Below are 18,350 nucleotides of genomic sequence, written 5' to 3' on the forward strand. Positions count from 1 at the left end.
TCTGTAAATTATTTTTTTCTAAATAAATTAGAAATCATTTTCATAATCCCCTTCTTTTCTTCTTCTTCATGATACCCATTTGAATACGCACCATATCCGTAACCATATCCATAAGTAGAACCGTATTTTGCTTTATTTTCGAAACCATTAAAAACAATGCTTGCATTACTTAATTCTCCTCTTTTGATTCTATTATTCAGCAACGTGATCATATCTTTTTTAGTATAATTCTGTCTCACGATATAAAGTGTAACATCAGCATATTGAACTAATTCTAAAGCATCTGAAACTAAACCAACCGGAGGTGTATCCAAAATAATATAATCATACTTTTGTTTTAGTTCCTCTATCAATTCCGTCATGGCATCACTCAAAATAAGTTCAGATGGATTTGGAGGAATAGGCCCCGAAAGTATAACATCCAGATTTGCTATTTGGGTTGAATTTGTAATTTCAGCCAAGGTATTTTGCCTAATCAAATAATTCACAACACCCAATTGACTATTAGTCAAACAAAATTCATCTGCTAAACGAGGTTTTCTTAAATCTAAACCAACGATTACTGTTTTTTTCTCGCTTAAAGCAAAAACTGTTGCAATATTTATAGAACAAAAAGTTTTTCCTTCACCACTTATAGAAGATGTTATCATTAAGGTTTTCGAACCGTTTAATTGCTGTCTTTTGTATAAAAACTGCAACGATGAACGAATACCTCTAAAGGCTTCTGAAAGTGCTGATTTTGGTTTATCAAACACTGCCAGACTTACCGAATCTTTATTAACTCCCACAACACCAATTATTGGTATATCGGTCAGTTTATTAATATCGTCCGTATTTTGAATTGAATTATTTATAAAGAAAATCGCAAAAACAAACATCAGCGGAATTAAAATTCCTAAAAACAAAGCCAACACATAATTTGCCGAAGTTTTGGGTCCAATTAATCCTCCGCCAATATCTTTTGCAGAATCAATAAAATGAATATCTGATAAATTAGAAGCTTTTACAATCTCGGCTTCATTTCTTTTTTGAAGAAATTCAGTATAAATATTATCACTTAAATCATATTTTCTTTTAATCTTCAACAACTCCTGCTGTTCTTCAGGAAGTCTTTTTACCGTGCTTTCGGCCTGACCAATTTTAGAATTCACTAATGATAAATCATATAACAAAGAAGCTTTCGCGGATGCAATATTTTCCAACAAAACACTTTTTACAGCTTGCATCTGATTATCAAAATCCTTGAAAATCTTATCACTTTTTACTGCATAAGCCATTTCTGACCTTTGTGTAGATAAAGCAATAAGTTTTGAAACATTTGTTACAATATTAGGATCTTCTATACCAGCAACAGAAGGCGCAGGAAGTCTTGAATAATCTACACTGTTATTTAAATATGTTTTTAAAGAATTATAGTAGGCAATTTTTCTTGTAACTAAATCTTTTTCAACATCGAAGTCCATGATTTTATCTGAGAATTTTGCTCCGCCATCTTCTATCTCAAATATATTTTTATCTTTTCTAAAAGTTTTTAATTCATTACCCGTTTGTTTTAATTGAGACTCCATTGCAACAAGAGTGCTATCAATAAATCTTATGGTATTAGTCGCAAACTGATTTTTACCATCCAACTGAATTTTAATCAACATTTTTACAGTTGAGTTCAAGTATTCAACCATTCGGGCTTTGTTAGTTCCCTGCATACTCAAGGTTAACAGCGAACCTGCATTTTTATCTCCATCAACACTTATTCCTCGATAGCGGGCAACAGTTCCATCAAAATCGTTAAATTTCACAAAATACTCTTTCCCTTTATAAAAACCAGGGTTGTCATTAATTTGCAATTTCCAATTAAGAAACGGTAGAGAAACCTGCTCACCTACTTTATACTTTTTTGCAAAAGTTACAGGCTGTACAGAAGTGTTACTATATGCATTAGTTGAATAAGTTATTATTGAAACAGAATTACTTTCAAAAGGAATTTCAATTTGATATTCATTTTCACTCAAAAACTTAATCTTGATTAAAGTATTTGCAAGCTGCCCTTTTGTTCTATCAATATCAACATAAAAAGGAACAGCTCCATACGAGTCGATTAAATTATATTTTCCTTGTTCTAAATAGTCAATATAATATTGTAATTTATTAACAACTAATTCATTGTGAGATCTTGACTGCAAGATTGTTGAAATTCCGTTAACCTGATCTGAAATTCCTCCCCAATTAAACACCAAACTTGTATTAGATGTAAAAAAAGGATTGCTTTCTTCTTTAATAGAAATCATGGTTTGCATTCCGTAAATTTTTTCTTTTCGAATATTTACCTGATATGCAATTGTAAAGGCAATTATTAAACTGGCCAAAAACCATTTCCAATAACTTAAAATCTTCAGCAAAAAACCTTTAAAATCAAAATTTGAATGATTTTCGAAAATGGAAAAATCTTTTATATCTAACATCTTTTGATTAGAGTTTTAATTTTTGATTATCAAATAAACTGTTGTTGCCAATGACAACAAAGTTATAATAGTCCCTATAGATTGTAAACCTGTCTGTCCGGTTCCCCAAGTTTTTTGCTTTAATGGCTTAACATATATATAATCATTTGGCTGAAGATTATAATAAGGAGACTTCATAACATTAACATCAGTAAGATCAAGATCGTGCATTTGAACTCCGGTAGGTGTCTGACGAATAACTGTAACTGCTTTTCTATTACCAACTGTTGTAATGTCACCAGAATTCGCAATCGCCTCCATTATATTAACACGTTCTTGAAATAATGTTTTTGTGCCGGTATTTCCAACTTCCCCATTTATCGTATATCTAAAACCAGCTAATTTCACCGTAACAAAAATATTAGCTTCACTTTTAAAATGTTCTTCAAGTAATTTTTTTTCAATATTAACTCTAACTTCTTCAAGAGTATAGCCAATAACATTAATTTCTCCTAAAATTGGCATTCTTATATTTCCATGATCGTCAACTGTAAATCCGTCAAAATATAAAGTTGATTCTGTTCTTCCTGTAGTTGTATTGCTTTCCGTTGTATTAAAGATAGAAACCAGTTTGGGGTCGATTGCTTTTATATTAATACTTATCACATCATTTACCTGAAGTCTATATGGTTTAGATTCTACCACCGCAATGTTAGTCTGTTCACTTGAAGAATTTTTATCCTGCAGATAAGTAAGATCTTTTACAGGAATACAAGATGTAAAAAATATGCTGATCAGCAATAATATAAAAAAGCTGTTTTTTGTCATTTATGAAAATTTTAGCGCAAATATAGCTTTTCCTTTAGTATCCAGAAAATCTATGTTTTTATTTGATTTTAGTTAATTATTTTTGAAAGTTTTTTCGAATGGAACCCTATGCAGAATACTTCTTCCGAGTGTAATTTCGTCAGCGTATTCTAATTCATCTCCAACTGATATTCCTCTTGCAATGGTCGAAATTATTATTTCTGATTCGGCAATTTGTTTATAAATATAAAAATTGGTTGTATCTCCTTCCATTGTTGAGCTCAAAGCAAAAATAATCTCGACAACTTTTCCTGACTTCACTTTTTCAACTAAACTAAAAATATTTAACTGACTTGGACCAACCCCTTCTATTGGAGAAATCTTTCCTCCTAAAACATGATAAATCCCTTTATATTGTCCTGTATTTTCAATAGCCATCACATCGCGAATATCTTCGACAACACAAATAGTTTGATGGTTCCTAACTGGATTTGCACAGATTTCACAAACTTTGGTATCTGAAATGTTATGGCAATTTTCACAAAACTTAATATCTTCACGCATCTTCAACAGCGCCTGCGATAAAAAACCCGTTTGTTCTTTTGGCTGTTTTAACAAATGAAGAACCAAACGCAATGCTGTACGCTTACCAATACCAGGCAATTGCGACATTTCGTTGACTGCTTTTTCTATTAATTTTGATGAAAATTCCATGACGGCAAAAGTAATATTTTTAATGGTATCACTAGCGTTGACACATCTAAAATCAACACTTTACAGTAACAAATCGTTATTTTTTTAATTCTTTCTAAACCAGATACAAACGAAATCGTTTTATAATTTTTACTCGATCTGGGAAATCATAAAAACTCATTACATGAAACTTTAGAATTAATACTGATTTGTAGCCAATAAAACCAAAGTACAAGCAACTTCTACCTCTATATTATTTAGTTCTAATAGTTGATATAATTCTGGATTTTCTGTTCCTGGATTAAAAATCACTCTTTTTGGCTGTGCCTCAACAATGTAATTGTAATAATCTCTTTGACGAGAAGGATTTAAATATAAAGTTACAGTATCGATATTTTTAACCGGAACAGCTTTTGTGTGAATTTTTACCCCGGCTACTTCTCCAGTATTTTGTCCAATAGCAAGAACAGTATGCCCTTTTTCAGTTAATGCATTTATTGCTCTATAAGCGTAACGATCTGGTTTTGTGGTAGCACCAAGAAGTAAAGTCTTTTTATTTTTCATCATTTTTAAATTATTCCACAAAAGTAGTCAAAAAGGATGAGCTTAGCTTATCTTATTGATTTAGAATATTGACTGTAAAAAAACAATATCCTAGTATTAATATACTTGCAGATATTAAAAAATAACTATTTTTACTACATAAACCAATATTGTATGGATCTTTTTATTTATCTATTTGCAGCACTTTTTTCAGTACTAAATCCAATTGGAACTGTTCCAATATTTGTTGGATTAACACAGCATGACTCTCAAAAAGAACGTTCAAGAATTTCTTTATGGACAGCCATAAATGTTGGTATTATTTTATTGGTTTCCTATTTCATTGGCCAATATGTTTTGACTTTTTTTGGAATAAGTATTGATGCGTTAAGAATTGCCGGCGGAATTGTAATCGTAAATTCTGGCTTTTCATTGCTTTCTGGTAAATTCAATAAAAAACGAGGAATTAATAAAAAAATAGAAAGCGAAGTGCAGCAAAGAAACGATATAGCCTTAACCCCATTAGCTATACCAATGCTTGCAGGCCCTGGTTCTATTTCTTTATTAATTGCTTTTTATCAGGAACATCATGAAATGGAAGAAATTCTTTTTTCCTGTCTCGCTATTTTAGCAATTGCTGTTGCCATTTATGTCATTCTAAAAAGCGCACATTATTTAGCACGAATTTTAGGAGCGTCAGGAATTGTTGCAATTTCCAGAATTGTAGGTTTCATTGTAATCTCTATTGGAATTCAATATATAGTAAGTTCTATTGTAAATATCATCAAAGGGAATTTTTAATTCATTTTTACAAAAAACAAAAAGGGGACAGAACTTGAATTCTATCCCCTTTTTTTATATTAAAATAAGTTTTAATTTCTTGGCAAAAATACTTCAGCCATCATGCATCTAGCGCTTCCGCCTCCACAAGCTTCAATAGTATCTAAGCTTGAACTTAAAATTTCGGCATGTTTTTCTAATTGCTCGATTTGTTTTGGAGTTAAACTTTGATGAGCCGATGCACTCATAACGATATATTTTTTATCGTTTGTTCCTCTAACTTCTAACATATTACCTGCAAAATTATTTACTTGGTCCTCAGTAATTAAGATAATTTCTTTTTTATCATCTTTTAAATTATCGAGAACCATTTTACGTTCTTTTTTATCATCGATACAATCTGCGCAAATAACTGCAAAAGTTTCTCCCAGACACATCATAACATTCGTATGATATATTAGCTTACGCTCTCCGTTAACAGTTTGAAATGCTTCAAAAATTACTGGAGCATAATCGAAATCTTCACAAAATTCAATAAAAAGTTCTTCATCAGCACGTGGTGACAAAGCGCAATATGCTTTTGAATTAGCACGATCTAAAAGCAAACTTCCTGTTCCTTCTAAAAAATAACCATCATCTTCTGCAGATGTATAATCCATTATATTAGAAATCTCAAAACCTTTTTCCTCCAAAGTATCCAAAATATCTTCGCGACGTTCTTGACGACGATTTTCGGCAAACATTGGATAAAGAGCTACATCTCCATTTTCGTGAAAAGAAACCCAATTGTTTGGAAAAATACTGTCTGGAGTATCTGTTTCTAAAATATCTTCGATTACAGTTACATCAACGCCAACAGCTCTAAGTTTTTCAACAAAAGCATCAAATTCTTGTTGTGCCTTAGCATTAACTGTACTTGGCAATAAGCCGTCTAATACTTTTTGGTAATAATTATTTACAGCAGTCTGTTCATTCATTCTGAAAGCAACAGGCCGGATCATTACAATTGCGTTTGTTGTTTGTTTCATTTTATATATTTTTTATCATAAAAGACGCACTGCAATGCGTCTCTACAGAATCTTTTTTAATCTCTAATTAAAGGCAATGTTGAACATCTCAACAAACCTTCTTGTTTTGCAATTTCGGCATACGGAATTTCTTCTACAGTAAAACCTTTTGCACGAAGCCAGTTGTTTAATCTCGTGAAGTTTTTCTCAGAAACAACAACATCTTTATCTATCGAAAATACATTAGAAAACATATTGTACATTTCCTCTCTTTCAATATGAAACAGATTTTCTTTCCCAAAAAGATTTACCAAATACAAATAATCTGCTTCTTCGCGGAAACCTCTTTTATAGATGATTCCTTTGTCTTTTCCAACAGGTTGAAAACAACAATCTAAATGCAATGCATTATCGCGAGCTTCTAATTTGGATTTAACCAAATCAAACTCTTTTACAATTTTATTTGGGAATAGTTCTTTAATAAAATTAACACCATGCATATTTGTTCTGGCTGTTATATAATCTTTATAATCACTTCCTTTATAGGTTCCAATAAAAATATGGTCATTCCAAAGCATAACATCGCCGCCTTCAATATGAACTTCTTCTGGCGGACGAACTACTTTTAGAGGATCTATTTGATCAATTATGTACTGAATTGCATCTAACTCGCGTTCGCGATCAGGTAAAATATTCGATTTTACAAAAACATCATCAATTACGAATCCGATATCTCGGGCAAAGATTTGATTATAGCTCTCAATCAATTCCGGACGATAAACCGTTACATCATACTTTTGAAAAACAGCATTAAAAGCATCCATTTCTGCAACCATATCTTTTTCGATAGGATATGTTCCTGCCTTAATATGTTCCAATGACTTAGGATCATAGGCTTCATCTAATGAAGGAGTTGGCCCATTATGAACGGCTGAACCCAAAACTACAGCACGCAATCTTGACGTTTCGTTCTTTATATTTAATTGCAACATAACTTTATTATATTTTGAGCAAAGATAAAAAAAGCTTTACAGTTAAGTAAAGCTTTAGTTTTTTTATTTGTTAGACTTGAACTCTCTTAAAGGATGTCCAGTATAAATTTGTCTTGGTCTTCCAATTGGTTCTTTGTTTTCGCGCATTTCTTTCCATTGTGCGATCCAACCCGGAAGTCTTCCAATTGCGAACATTACAGTAAACATATCTGTTGGAATCCCTAATGCTCTGTAAATAATTCCAGAGTAGAAATCAACGTTTGGATATAAGTTTCTTGATTTGAAGTACTCATCTTCAAGAGCTGCCTTTTCTAATTTTCTTGCAATATCTAAAATCGGATCTTCTACACCTAAAGTCTCTAATACTTCAGTTGCAGCTTTTTTGATGATTTTGGCTCTTGGATCGAAGTTTTTGTAAACTCTGTGTCCGAATCCCATTAAACGGAAAGGATCATTTTTATCTTTCGCTTTTGCTAAGAACTTTTCAGTATCTCCACCGTCTTTATTAATTTCTTCTAACATTTCAAGTACTGCCTGGTTTGCACCACCATGAAGCGGTCCCCAAAGAGCAGAAACTCCTGCAGAAACTGAAGCAAATAAACCAGCATGAGAAGAACCTACCATTCTTACTGTCGAAGTAGAACAGTTTTGTTCGTGATCAGCATGAAGAATAAATAATTTATCTAAAGCATTAACAATAACCGGATTTGCTGCGTAAGGACCTGTTGGCAATTTAAACATTAACTGCATAAAGCTCTCAACATATCCTTTTGTGTTATCGTAGTAGTTTAACGGATAACCCATAGATTTTCTATAAGTCCAAGTCGCAATCACAAGAAACTTTGCCATTGTTTTACAAATAGCTTCATACATTTCTTTTTCATTATCAACATTAACCGCTTTTGGATTAAATGCTGTCAAAGCACTTGTCAAAGCTGACAATACGCCCATTGGGTGAGCTGTTTTTGGAAAACCGTCAATAATATTTTTCATCTCTTCGTTTACCAAAGAATGTTTTCTAATATTATTTTCAAAATCTTCTAATTGCGCTGCAGTTGGCAATTCTCCAAAAATCAAAAGATATGAAACTTCCAAGAAACTAGCTTTTTCTGCTAAATCTTCGATTGAATATCCTCTGTAACGTAAAATTCCTTCTTCTCCATCTAGGAAAGTGATTTCACTTGTACAAGACCCTGAATTTTTATAACCTGGATCAATTGTAATAAAACCAGTTAAATCACGTAATTTGTTAATATCGATAGCTGATTCGTTTTCGCTCCCTGTGATTACCGGAAGTTCAATCTTTTTACCATCTATTTCTAATGTAGCTATTTTTGACATAATATATTGGAAATAATTCTTTAAATAATAATTTACCAAATCTAATGAATTTAAGACTAATTAAAAAAAGAATACTGCTATGAATTTGTTAAAAGTCCAAAAAAAAACCATTCGTTAGAAAACGAATGGTTTATCTTAATATAACTCTTATGATTATTTAATCTTAAAAGCATTTAAACCAGGAAAATAAGCTGTACTTCCTAATTCCTCTTCAATTCTTAATAATTGATTGTATTTTGCCATACGATCAGAACGAGAAGCAGAACCTGTTTTAATTTGTCCACAGTTTAAAGCAACTGCTAAGTCAGCAATTGTGTTATCTTCTGTTTCTCCAGAACGGTGAGACATTACTGAAGTATAACCAGCATTTTTAGCCATATTTACTGCAGCAATAGTTTCTGTTAAAGTACCAATTTGGTTTACTTTTACAAGAATTGAATTAGCGATTCCTTTTTCAATACCTGTAGATAAACGTGCAACATTAGTAACAAATAAATCATCACCAACTAATTGTACTTTGTTTCCAATTTTTTCAGTTAAGTACTTCCATCCATCCCAGTCATCTTCGTACATACCATCTTCGATAGAGATAATTGGATATTTAGCAGCAAGTTCAGCTAAATAATCAGCTTGTTCCTCAGATGTTCTGATTTTTCCAGTTTCACCTTCAAATTTAGTATAATCGTATTTACCATTTACATAAAATTCAGAAGCAGCACAGTCAAGAGCAATCATAATTTCGTCACCAAAAGTATAACCAGCTTTTTCAACCGCTAATTTGATAGTATCTAAAGCATCTTCAGTACCACCAGCTAAGTTTGGAGCAAAACCACCTTCATCACCAACAGCTGTACTTAAACCTCTATCGTGTAAAACTTTTTTCAAGCTGTGGAAAATTTCAGTTCCCATTTGCATTGCGTGAGTAAACGAAGTTGCTTTTACAGGGAAAATCATAAACTCTTGGAATGCGATAGGCGCATCAGAGTGAGAACCTCCATTAATGATGTTCATCATTGGAACAGGTAATGTATTAGCAGAAACTCCACCAACATATCTGTATAAAGGTAATCCTAGTTCGTTAGCAGCAGCTTTTGCAGCAGCTAAAGAAACTCCTAAAATAGCATTAGCTCCTAATTTAGATTTATTTGGAGTTCCATCTAAATCAATCATTAATTGGTCGATAGTGTTTTGTTCAAAAACAGAAGTTCCAACTAATTCTTCAGCAATAACAGTATTTACATTGTTCACTGCATTTAAAACTCCTTTTCCAAGATAAGCCTTACCTCCGTCACGTAATTCAACAGCTTCGTGTTCTCCAGTTGATGCTCCAGATGGAACCGCAGCTCTACCTAAAACTCCGTTCTCAGTTACTACATCAACCTCAATAGTTGGATTTCCTCTGGAATCCAGAATTTGTCTTGCGTGAACTTTAATTATAATACTCATTATTTTTGTTTTTTATTAATAGATAAGATATTTTTTTCCGAAATTATAAAAATATTCAATATTAAAAACGTATTTTCCTTATTAAACACCTTTATTTATTAACTACATCGTTTTAGAGGTAGCTAGTTTTATATTCTCAACAAATTGATCAAATAAATAAGACGAATCGTGTGGTCCCGGACTTGCTTCTGGGTGATATTGCACTGAAAAACAATTCTTATTTTTCATTCTCATTCCGGCAACAGTACCATCATTTAAATGAACATGTGTAATCTCCAACTCTGGGTGATTTTCTAATTGCTCTTTCTTAACTGCAAATCCATGATTTTGAGAAGTGATCTCACCTTTACCAGTAAGAATGTTTTTAACAGGGTGATTAATCCCTCGGTGTCCATTAAACATCTTATAAGTTTCAATACCATTCGCAAGGCCAATTACTTGATGTCCTAAACAGATTCCGAATAAAGGTCTATCCTCAGCAAGAATTTTCTTTGCTACTTCTATCGCACCAAATAAAGGATCTGGATCTCCAGGTCCATTTGACAAGAAAAACCCATCTGGATTGAACGAATTTAAATCTTCATAAGTTGAATTGTATGGAAAAACTTTAATGTAGCAATCTCTCTTAGCAAGATTTCTTAAAATATTCTTTTTAATTCCAAGGTCAAGTGCCGAAATTTTATACGTTGCATTTTCATCTCCAACAAAATACGGTTCAGTTGTAGATACTTTAGAAGCAAGTTCTAGACCTTCCATATTTGGAACATCTGCCAATTCCTTTTTCAAATCTTCAATCGAAGTACCGTCTGTGCAAATTACAGCATTCATTGCCCCATTGTCACGTATGTAACTTACAAGAGCTCTTGTATCAACATCCGAAATACAAATTAAATTTTGCTTAGTAAAGTAATCTTCTAAACTCCCAGAAGCACCTTCTCTTGAATAATTAAAGCTAAAGTTTTTACAAACCAAACCTGCAATTTTAATGCTGTCTGATTCAACTTCTAAATCATTAACACCATAATTACCAATATGCGGATTAGTCGCAACCATAATTTGACCAAAATAAGAAGGATCTGTAAAAATCTCCTGATATCCGGTCATTCCAGTATTAAAACAAACTTCACCAAAAGTTTTACCGCTGATCCCGATAGATTTACCATGAAAAATAGTTCCATCGCTAAGTAATAAAATGGCGCTTTGTCGTGTTGTGTATTTCATTCTTTAATTTGTATTGTTTTTAATCGTCTTATGAAACTTTTGATGTTTCATTTGTAATTAGATATTTTGCAAATTTACTTCTTTAAAAGAGTGCTGCCAAGATTTTTTAAAAATTTCATTCATAAAAATAAAACCAAGGCGTCTAAATAAGTTAAATTTTACTCTTTAAAAAAAATCAAAAAAAAAGGATAAACTAAAAATTAGCTTATCCTTGATTTCTATAGAATCATTACTTTCATAATTATTCAGAAGCTTCAGTAGTCGTTTCTGATTCAGCAGCAGGAGCTTCAGGAGTACCTTCAGCTTTTTTAGCTTTACCACCACGACGGCTTTTTGCTTTTTTAACTTCTTTTTTACCTCCATTGTAAAGTTCATTGAAATCTACAAGTTCGATCATCGCCATATCAGCGTTATCTCCCAAACGATTTCCAACTTTAATGATACGAGTGTATCCACCTGGACGGTCTCCAACTTTAGCAGCCACATCTCTGAACAAGTCAGTTACAGCATATTTGCTACGTAGGTATGCAAAAACAATACGACGATTGTGAGTCGTATCTTCTTTTGATTTAGTGATTAAAGGCTCAACGAATTGTTTAAGCGCTTTAGCTTTAGCAACAGTTGTGTTAATACGTTTGTGCTCAATAAGAGAACAAGCCATATTAGCTAACATAGCTTTTCTATGTCCAGTCTGTCTGCTTAAGTGGTTGAATTTTTTTCCGTGTCTCATGACGTGTTTTTTTTATCTTCATCTTGCTACAATCCACTATGGAGAGCAAAATATGAAGTAAATTATTCTTTATCTAATTTGTATTTAGCTAAATCCATTCCGAAAGTTAAATTTTTAACTGCAACAAGTTCATCAAGTTCAGTTAAAGATTTTTTACCGAAGTTACGGAATTTCATTAGGTCATTTTTATTGAACGATACTAAATCACCAAGTGTATCAACTTCAGCCGCTTTCAAGCAATTTAATGCTCTCACAGATAAATCCATATCAACAAGCTTAGTTTTAAGCAATTGTCTCATATGCAATGACTCTTCATCATACGATTCTGTTTGTGCAATTTCGTCAGCCTCAAGTGTAATTCTTTCATCAGAAAACAACATGAAATGGTGAATTAAAACTTTAGCAGCTTCAGTAAGAGCATCTTTTGGATTAATAGATCCATCAGTTTTAATTTCAAAAACTAATTTTTCGTAATCTGTTTTTTGCTCTACACGGAAATTTTCGATTGCATATTTTACATTTTTTACCGGAGTAAAAATAGAATCTGTAAAAATTGTTCCAATTGCAGCATTCTGTTTTTTGTTCTCTTCAGCAGGAACGTATCCTCTACCTTTTTCGATTGTTAAATCGAAGTTCAATTTGATTTTAGAATCTAAATTACAGATAACAAGGTCTGGATTCAAAACTTGAAAACCTGAGATAAATTTTTGAAAATCACCTGCTGTTAATTGATCTTTACCAGAAACAGAAATAGTAACTGATTCATTATCGATATCTTCGATTTGACGTTTGAAACGTACTTGTTTTAGATTAAGGATAATTTCGGTAACATCTTCAACAACACCTGAAATAGTAGAAAACTCATGATCTACACCTTCGATACGAACAGATGTAATTGCATAACCTTCTAATGCTGAAAGCAAAACTCTTCTAAGTGCATTACCAACTGTCAATCCATAACCAGGTTCTAAAGGTCTAAATTCGAATTTACCTTCAAAATCGGTTGAATCGATCATGATAACTTTATCGGGCTTTTGAAAATTAAATATTGCCATAAATTTCGACTAAGTCAATTATTATTTGTTGTACAACTCTACGATTAATTGCTCTTTAATGTTTTCTGGAATTTGAAGTCTTGCAGGTACAGAAACGAAAGTTCCTTCTTTAAGATCATTGTTCCAAGTAATCCATTCATAAACATGACTTGAATTTGATAAAGAACGTTCGATAGCTTCTAAAGATTTAGATTTTTCACGAACTGCAACTTTATCACCAGGTTTAAGGTGGTAAGAAGGAATATTAACAACTTCACCATTAACAGTAATGTGTCTGTGAGATACTATTTGACGAGCACCTCTTCTAGATGGAGCGATCCCCATTCTAAAAACAACATTATCTAATCTTGCTTCACATAATTGTAATAAAACTTCACCAGTAACTCCTTTAGTAGCTGATGCTTTTTCGAATAAATTTCTGAATTGTTTTTCTAAAATTCCGTAAGAATATTTAGCTTTTTGCTTTTCCATTAACTGAACAGCGTACTCAGATTTTTTTCCTCTTTTTTTAGCCATCCCGTGTTGTCCAGGTGGGTAATTTCTTTTTTCGAAAGATTTATCATCTCCGAAGATTGCTTCGCCAAATTTACGAGCGATTCTTGTACTAGGACCAGTATATCTTGCCATTTTGAATTGTTTAAGATTGAGATTATGAATTCAGGTCTTATCCTTCGATAATCTATTTTCAATCTAGGTTATACTATAATTTTTGAGTATTAAACTCTACGTCTTTTTGGAGGACGACATCCGTTGTGAGGCATTGGAGTAACATCGATAATCTCAGTAACTTCAATTCCACCGTTATGAATAGAACGGATAGCAGACTCACGTCCGTTTCCTGGTCCTTTTACATAAACTTTTACTTTTTTAAGTCCTGCCTCAAGAGCTACTTTACTACAATCTTCTGCTGCCATTTGAGCTGCGTACGGAGTGTTCTTTTTAGAACCTCTGAAACCCATTTTACCAGCTGAAGACCAAGCAATAACTTCACCTTTCTTATTTGTCAAAGAAATGATAATATTGTTGAAAGTCGAAGAAATATGAGCTTCACCCGTTGATTCAACGATAACTTTACGTTTTTTTGCAGTTGCTTTAGCCATATTACTTATTATTTAGTTGCTTTTTTCTTGTTAGCAACAGTTTTTCTTTTTCCTTTTCTAGTTCTAGAGTTGTTTTTAGTTCTTTGACCTCTTAATGGAAGACCAGATCTATGACGAATACCTCTATAACAACCAATATCCATTAAACGTTTGATGTTTAAAGAAACTTCAGAACGTAACTCTCCTTCAATTTTGTAAAATGAAACAGCATCACGAATCGCTCCGATCTCATCATCATTCCAATCTTGAACTTTTTTATCTTGGCTAACTTGAGCTTTCTCTAAAATCTCAATCGCTCTACTTTTTCCTAATCCGAAGATGTAGGTAAGTGCTATAACACCTCTCTTGTTTTTTGGGATATCTACCCCTGCTATTCTTGCCATAATTATCCTTGTCTTTGTTTAAATCTAGGATTCTTTTTGTTTATCACGTACAATCTTCCTTTTCTACGCACGATAATGCACTCGGCACTTCTCTTTTTTACTGATGCTCTAACTTTCATAGTGAATATCCTTTAATATCGATAAGTAATTCTTGCTTTTGACAAATCGTAAGGACTCATTTCTAGTTTCACTTTATCACCAGGTAATAATTTGATATAATGCATACGCATCTTTCCAGAAATATGAGCAATTACAATATGTCCATTTTCTAACTCCACACGGAACATCGCATTAGATAATGCTTCGATGATTGATCCGTCTTGTTCTATTGCTGATTGTTTTGCCATAAATATATTAAGCTACTGCTTTTCTATTTTTACCAGTCTTCATTAAACCATCATAATGTTTGTTTAACAAGTATGAATTGATTTGTTGAATAGTATCTATCGCAACTCCAACCATAATTATTAATGAGGTACCTCCAAAAAACATTGCCCAAGATTGTTGTACATCCATAATACTTACAACAATAGCTGGGAACACAGCAATCAAAGCAAGGAATAAAGATCCTGGGAAAGTTATTAAAGACATCACTTTATCTAAGAAATCTGAAGTTTCAGCTCCCGGACGAACTCCAGGAATAAAACCACCACTTCTTTTTAAATCATCAGCCATTTTGTTAGTAGGTACAGTGATTGCAGTATAAAAGAATGTAAATACAATAATTAAAGTTGCAAAAACAAAGTTATACCAAAAACCAAACATATTACTAAATGCACCAACAATAGATTGTGATGTATCTGACTTAGACAGTCCAGCTACAGCTGCAGGGATAAACATAATTGCCTGAGCAAAAATGATTGGCATAACTCCAGAAGCATTAAGCTTTAGAGGAATCCATTGTCTATTACCACCTGCCAAATCTTGCTCATAATCACCAGTTGTTGTACGACGAGCGTATTGAACCGGGATTCTACGTACTGCCATTGTAAGCAATACACAAGAAATGATTACTAATAACCACACAATAATTTCAATAACTAACAACATTGGACCTCCATTGTTATTGGTAACTCTCGTAGTAAACTCTTGAATAAAAGCTTGCGGTAAACGAGCTAAGATACCAACCATAATTAATAATGAAATTCCATTTCCAATACCTTTATCTGTAATTTTCTCACCAAGCCACATAGCAAAAATTGTACCTGTAACTAAGATGATAACTGACGAGAACAAAAATTCAGGAGAATTAAAGCCTAGTAGAAATGCACTACCAGGCAATGTTCTGTATAAATTATAGATATAAGTTGGACCTTGAACCAGTGTAATAGCTATAGTCAACCAACGAGTGATTTGATTAATCTTTTTTCTACCACTTTCTCCATCATTTTGAAGTTTTTGTAAATAAGGAATCGCAATTCCCATTAACTGAACAACAATAGATGCAGAAATATAAGGCATAATACCTAAAGCAAAAACTGAAGCTTTAGAGAAAGCACCCCCAGTAAACATGTCTAGGATAGATCCTAAACCATTTTTAGTTTGTCCCGCTAAACCTGTTAATTGAGTTGCGTCAATTCCAGGAAGCGTAACGTGTGCACCAAAACGATATACTAAAAGCAATCCTAATGTAATTAAGATTCTGTTTTTCAGTTCTTCGATTTTCCAAACATTACTTATTGATTCAATAAATTTCTTCATCTTAATAGATAAGTTATATAGTTACAGCCTCTCCACCAGCAGCTTCAATAGCAGCTTTTGCAGTAGCAGTAAATTTGTGGGCAGTTACTTTTAATTTTGCTTTCAATTCTCCTCTACCTAAAATCTTAACGATTTCATTTTTGGTAGCTAGACGATTTGCTACGAAATCTGTCATTGAAACAGAATCAGTAATCACACCATTGTCTACTAATAATTGAAGCGTATCTAAATTAACACCTTCGTATTCTTTACGATTGATGTTTTTGAAACCAAACTTAGGAACACGTCTTTGAAGTGGCATTTGTCCACCCTCAAAACCAATCTTTTTAGAATAACCAGAACGAGATTTTGCCCCTTTGTGACCTCTTGCAGAAGTACCACCTTTTCCAGAACCTTCTCCTCTACCTAATCTTTTATTTTGATTGTGCGTTGATCCCTCAGCAGGTTGTAAGTTACTTAAATTCATAACAGTATTTGTTATTTAGCTTCTTCAACAGAAACTAAGTGTTTAACTTTGTTTATCATCCCAAGGATAGCAGGATTTGACTCATGCTCCACAACTTGTCCCATTTTACGTAGACCTAAAGCTTCTAAACCTCTCTTTTGAGAAAGAGGGCAGTTGATCTTGCTTCTTACTTGTTTTACTAATAATTTAGCCATAATTTCCTTGATTAACCTTTAAAAACTTTTTCTAAAGAAACACCTCTTTGTTTTGCAACAGTATGAGCGCTTCTCATTTGTAATAAAGCATCAAAAGTTGCTTTAACTACGTTATGAGGATTTGATGATCCTTGAGATTTAGATAATACATCGTGAATACCTACTGATTCAAGAACTGAACGAACAGCTCCACCAGCAATAACTCCTGTACCATGAGAAGCAGGAATTAAGAATACACGCGCACCACCAAATTTACCTTTTTGTTCGTGAGGAACTGATTGACCATTCAAAGGAATTTTTACTAAATTTTTCTTAGCATCTTCTACTGCTTTCGCAATTGCTTCAGAAACGTCTTTAGATTTTCCTAATCCGTGACCAACTACTCCATTTTCATCACCTACAACTACAATAGCAGAAAAACCGAAAGCTCTACCACCTTTTGTAACTTTAGTAACACGATTAACACTTACCAGACGATCTTTAAGTTCAAGACCACTTGGTTTTACCAATTCTACATTTTTGTATTTAGACATAATATATTAGAATTTAAGTCCAGCCGCTCTTGCGCCTTCTGCTAATGATTTAATACGACCGTGATATAAATATCCACCTCTATCAAAAGTAATGGTATCAATCCCAGCTTTTAACGCTTTCTCTGCAACTAATTTTCCAACAGCAGCAGCGATTTCAACGTTAGTACCTTTTCCTATTTCTTTTTCTCTCGAAGATGCAGCTAATATAGTAACTCCATTTACATCATCAATAAGTTGAGCATAAATTTCTTTGTTACTTCTAAATACAGATAGTCTTGGTTTAGCAGCAGAACCACTAATCGTTTTTCTAATTCTGAATTTAATTCTCTGTCTTCTTTCAGATTTTGTTAATGACATAATCTTATTTTTTAAGCTGATTTACCTGCTTTTCTTCTTAATACTTCACCCACAAATTTAACACCTTTACCTTTGTATGGCTCTGGCTTACGGAAACCTCTGATTTTCGCAGCAACTTGACCTAAAAGTTGTTTATCAAATGATGTTAATTTTACGATTGGGTTCTTACCTTTTTCAGATATTGTTTCTAAAGATACTTCTGGAGCAATTTCTAAAACAATATTGTGAGAATATCCAAGAGCTAAATCTAGTTTTTGACCTTGGTTTGAAGCTCTATATCCAACTCCAACTAATTCTAGTTCTTTTGTAAAACCTTCATTCACACCAACAATCATGTTATTGATTAATGATCTGTATAATCCGTGTTTTGCTCTATGGTCTTTATGATCAGACGATCTTTCTACTAAAACTTGATCGCCTTCAACAGTTACATTTACGTCCGAAAACTCCTGAACTAATTGACCTTTTTTTCCTTTTACTGTAATATTACCTTCTTTAACTTCAACAGTTACACCAGCAGGGATTACAATTGGGCTTTTACCTATTCTTGACATCTTATCTAG

23 protein-coding genes are annotated in these 18,350 nt (G+C 32.9%); 1 reads left to right on the top strand and 22 read right to left on the bottom strand.

Annotated features, from left to right (window positions below; all coding sequences use genetic code 11):
- Nucleotides 1-8: 8 nt before the first annotated feature.
- The 4 genes from AC1RRQ_RS20250 to AC1RRQ_RS20265 all read right to left on the bottom strand — a co-directional run bounded on the left by AC1RRQ_RS20250 (nt 9) and on the right by AC1RRQ_RS20265 (nt 4,502).
- Nucleotides 9-2,459, bottom strand: coding sequence for a polysaccharide biosynthesis tyrosine autokinase (locus tag AC1RRQ_RS20250; RefSeq protein WP_493024813.1), 2,451 nt, complete (start codon nt 2,457-2,459; stop codon nt 9-11).
- A gap of 15 nt (nt 2,460-2,474) precedes the next feature.
- On the bottom strand, nt 2,475-3,266 hold the full coding sequence (locus tag AC1RRQ_RS20255; protein ID WP_493024814.1) for a polysaccharide biosynthesis/export family protein: 792 nt from the start codon (nt 3,264-3,266) through the stop codon (nt 2,475-2,477).
- A gap of 72 nt (nt 3,267-3,338) precedes the next feature.
- A complete protein-coding gene (gene recR, locus AC1RRQ_RS20260) occupies nt 3,339-3,959 on the bottom strand; it encodes a recombination mediator RecR (RefSeq protein WP_493024815.1) in 621 nt (206 codons plus the stop codon).
- 177 nt (nt 3,960-4,136) lie between these two features.
- Complete coding sequence (locus AC1RRQ_RS20265) at nt 4,137-4,502, bottom strand: CoA-binding protein (protein ID WP_493024816.1); 366 nt, start codon at nt 4,500-4,502, stop codon at nt 4,137-4,139.
- A 153-nt stretch (nt 4,503-4,655) separates the two neighbouring features.
- On the opposite strand from AC1RRQ_RS20265, the gene AC1RRQ_RS20270 reads away from it, so the two are divergent.
- Nucleotides 4,656-5,282 (top strand): MarC family NAAT transporter, encoded by a 627-nt coding sequence (locus AC1RRQ_RS20270; RefSeq protein ID WP_493024817.1) that lies wholly within the window; start codon nt 4,656-4,658, stop codon nt 5,280-5,282.
- A gap of 71 nt (nt 5,283-5,353) precedes the next feature.
- Here the strand turns inward: AC1RRQ_RS20270 and ctlX are convergent, their stop codons facing one another.
- The 18 genes from ctlX to rplF form a co-directional block, all read right to left on the bottom strand.
- On the bottom strand, nt 5,354-6,289 hold the full coding sequence (gene ctlX / locus AC1RRQ_RS20275; RefSeq protein ID WP_493024818.1) for a citrulline utilization hydrolase CtlX: 936 nt from the start codon (nt 6,287-6,289) through the stop codon (nt 5,354-5,356).
- 56 nt (nt 6,290-6,345) lie between these two features.
- Nucleotides 6,346-7,260, bottom strand: coding sequence for a dimethylarginine dimethylaminohydrolase family protein (locus tag AC1RRQ_RS20280; protein ID WP_493024819.1), 915 nt, complete (start codon nt 7,258-7,260; stop codon nt 6,346-6,348).
- A 63-nt stretch (nt 7,261-7,323) separates the two neighbouring features.
- Nucleotides 7,324-8,601 carry a citrate synthase gene (locus tag AC1RRQ_RS20285; RefSeq protein ID WP_493024820.1) on the bottom strand — a complete coding sequence of 426 codons (1,278 nt, stop codon included), beginning with the start codon at nt 8,599-8,601 and terminating at the stop codon, nt 7,324-7,326.
- Nucleotides 8,602-8,754: 153 nt separating this feature from the next.
- Nucleotides 8,755-10,047: a phosphopyruvate hydratase gene (gene eno, locus AC1RRQ_RS20290; RefSeq protein ID WP_053470835.1), complete on the bottom strand. Its 1,293-nt coding sequence runs from the start codon at nt 10,045-10,047 to the stop codon at nt 8,755-8,757.
- 102 nt (nt 10,048-10,149) lie between these two features.
- Nucleotides 10,150-11,268: a glutamine-hydrolyzing carbamoyl-phosphate synthase small subunit gene (gene carA / locus AC1RRQ_RS20295; RefSeq protein WP_035650443.1), complete on the bottom strand. Its 1,119-nt coding sequence runs from the start codon at nt 11,266-11,268 to the stop codon at nt 10,150-10,152.
- A 241-nt stretch (nt 11,269-11,509) separates the two neighbouring features.
- Complete coding sequence (rplQ, locus tag AC1RRQ_RS20300; protein ID WP_017495007.1) at nt 11,510-11,998, bottom strand: 50S ribosomal protein L17; 489 nt, start codon at nt 11,996-11,998, stop codon at nt 11,510-11,512.
- A gap of 62 nt (nt 11,999-12,060) precedes the next feature.
- Nucleotides 12,061-13,053 carry a DNA-directed RNA polymerase subunit alpha gene (locus AC1RRQ_RS20305; RefSeq protein WP_008464329.1) on the bottom strand — a complete coding sequence of 331 codons (993 nt, stop codon included), beginning with the start codon at nt 13,051-13,053 and terminating at the stop codon, nt 12,061-12,063.
- 21 nt (nt 13,054-13,074) lie between these two features.
- Entirely contained in the window at nt 13,075-13,680 is a 606-nt protein-coding gene (rpsD, locus tag AC1RRQ_RS20310; protein WP_029272055.1) for a 30S ribosomal protein S4, read from the bottom strand.
- Nucleotides 13,681-13,769: 89 nt separating this feature from the next.
- On the bottom strand, nt 13,770-14,153 hold the full coding sequence (gene rpsK / locus AC1RRQ_RS20315; RefSeq protein ID WP_012022477.1) for a 30S ribosomal protein S11: 384 nt from the start codon (nt 14,151-14,153) through the stop codon (nt 13,770-13,772).
- A gap of 8 nt (nt 14,154-14,161) precedes the next feature.
- Nucleotides 14,162-14,536 carry a 30S ribosomal protein S13 gene (gene rpsM / locus AC1RRQ_RS20320; protein ID WP_012022478.1) on the bottom strand — a complete coding sequence of 125 codons (375 nt, stop codon included), beginning with the start codon at nt 14,534-14,536 and terminating at the stop codon, nt 14,162-14,164.
- Nucleotides 14,537-14,538: 2 nt separating this feature from the next.
- Nucleotides 14,539-14,655 (bottom strand): type B 50S ribosomal protein L36, encoded by a 117-nt coding sequence (gene ykgO, locus AC1RRQ_RS20325; protein WP_002987490.1) that lies wholly within the window; start codon nt 14,653-14,655, stop codon nt 14,539-14,541.
- A 12-nt stretch (nt 14,656-14,667) separates the two neighbouring features.
- Nucleotides 14,668-14,883 (bottom strand): translation initiation factor IF-1, encoded by a 216-nt coding sequence (infA, locus tag AC1RRQ_RS20330; RefSeq protein ID WP_007136545.1) that lies wholly within the window; start codon nt 14,881-14,883, stop codon nt 14,668-14,670.
- 7 nt (nt 14,884-14,890) lie between these two features.
- Complete coding sequence (gene secY, locus AC1RRQ_RS20335) at nt 14,891-16,237, bottom strand: preprotein translocase subunit SecY (RefSeq protein ID WP_017495008.1); 1,347 nt, start codon at nt 16,235-16,237, stop codon at nt 14,891-14,893.
- Nucleotides 16,238-16,250: 13 nt separating this feature from the next.
- Nucleotides 16,251-16,703 carry a 50S ribosomal protein L15 gene (gene rplO, locus AC1RRQ_RS20340; RefSeq protein ID WP_417939587.1) on the bottom strand — a complete coding sequence of 151 codons (453 nt, stop codon included), beginning with the start codon at nt 16,701-16,703 and terminating at the stop codon, nt 16,251-16,253.
- An 11-nt stretch (nt 16,704-16,714) separates the two neighbouring features.
- Nucleotides 16,715-16,897: a 50S ribosomal protein L30 gene (rpmD, locus tag AC1RRQ_RS20345; protein WP_056068811.1), complete on the bottom strand. Its 183-nt coding sequence runs from the start codon at nt 16,895-16,897 to the stop codon at nt 16,715-16,717.
- A gap of 11 nt (nt 16,898-16,908) precedes the next feature.
- On the bottom strand, nt 16,909-17,433 hold the full coding sequence (gene rpsE, locus AC1RRQ_RS20350) for a 30S ribosomal protein S5 (protein WP_085950926.1): 525 nt from the start codon (nt 17,431-17,433) through the stop codon (nt 16,909-16,911).
- Between the two features lie 3 nt (nt 17,434-17,436).
- Nucleotides 17,437-17,787: a 50S ribosomal protein L18 gene (rplR, locus tag AC1RRQ_RS20355; protein ID WP_083572173.1), complete on the bottom strand. Its 351-nt coding sequence runs from the start codon at nt 17,785-17,787 to the stop codon at nt 17,437-17,439.
- Nucleotides 17,788-17,798: 11 nt separating this feature from the next.
- Entirely contained in the window at nt 17,799-18,341 is a 543-nt protein-coding gene (rplF, locus tag AC1RRQ_RS20360; protein ID WP_493024821.1) for a 50S ribosomal protein L6, read from the bottom strand.
- Nucleotides 18,342-18,350: the final 9 nt, after the last annotated feature.

The sequence above is a fragment of the Flavobacterium sp. GW821-FHT12A05 genome (assembly GCF_058807735.1).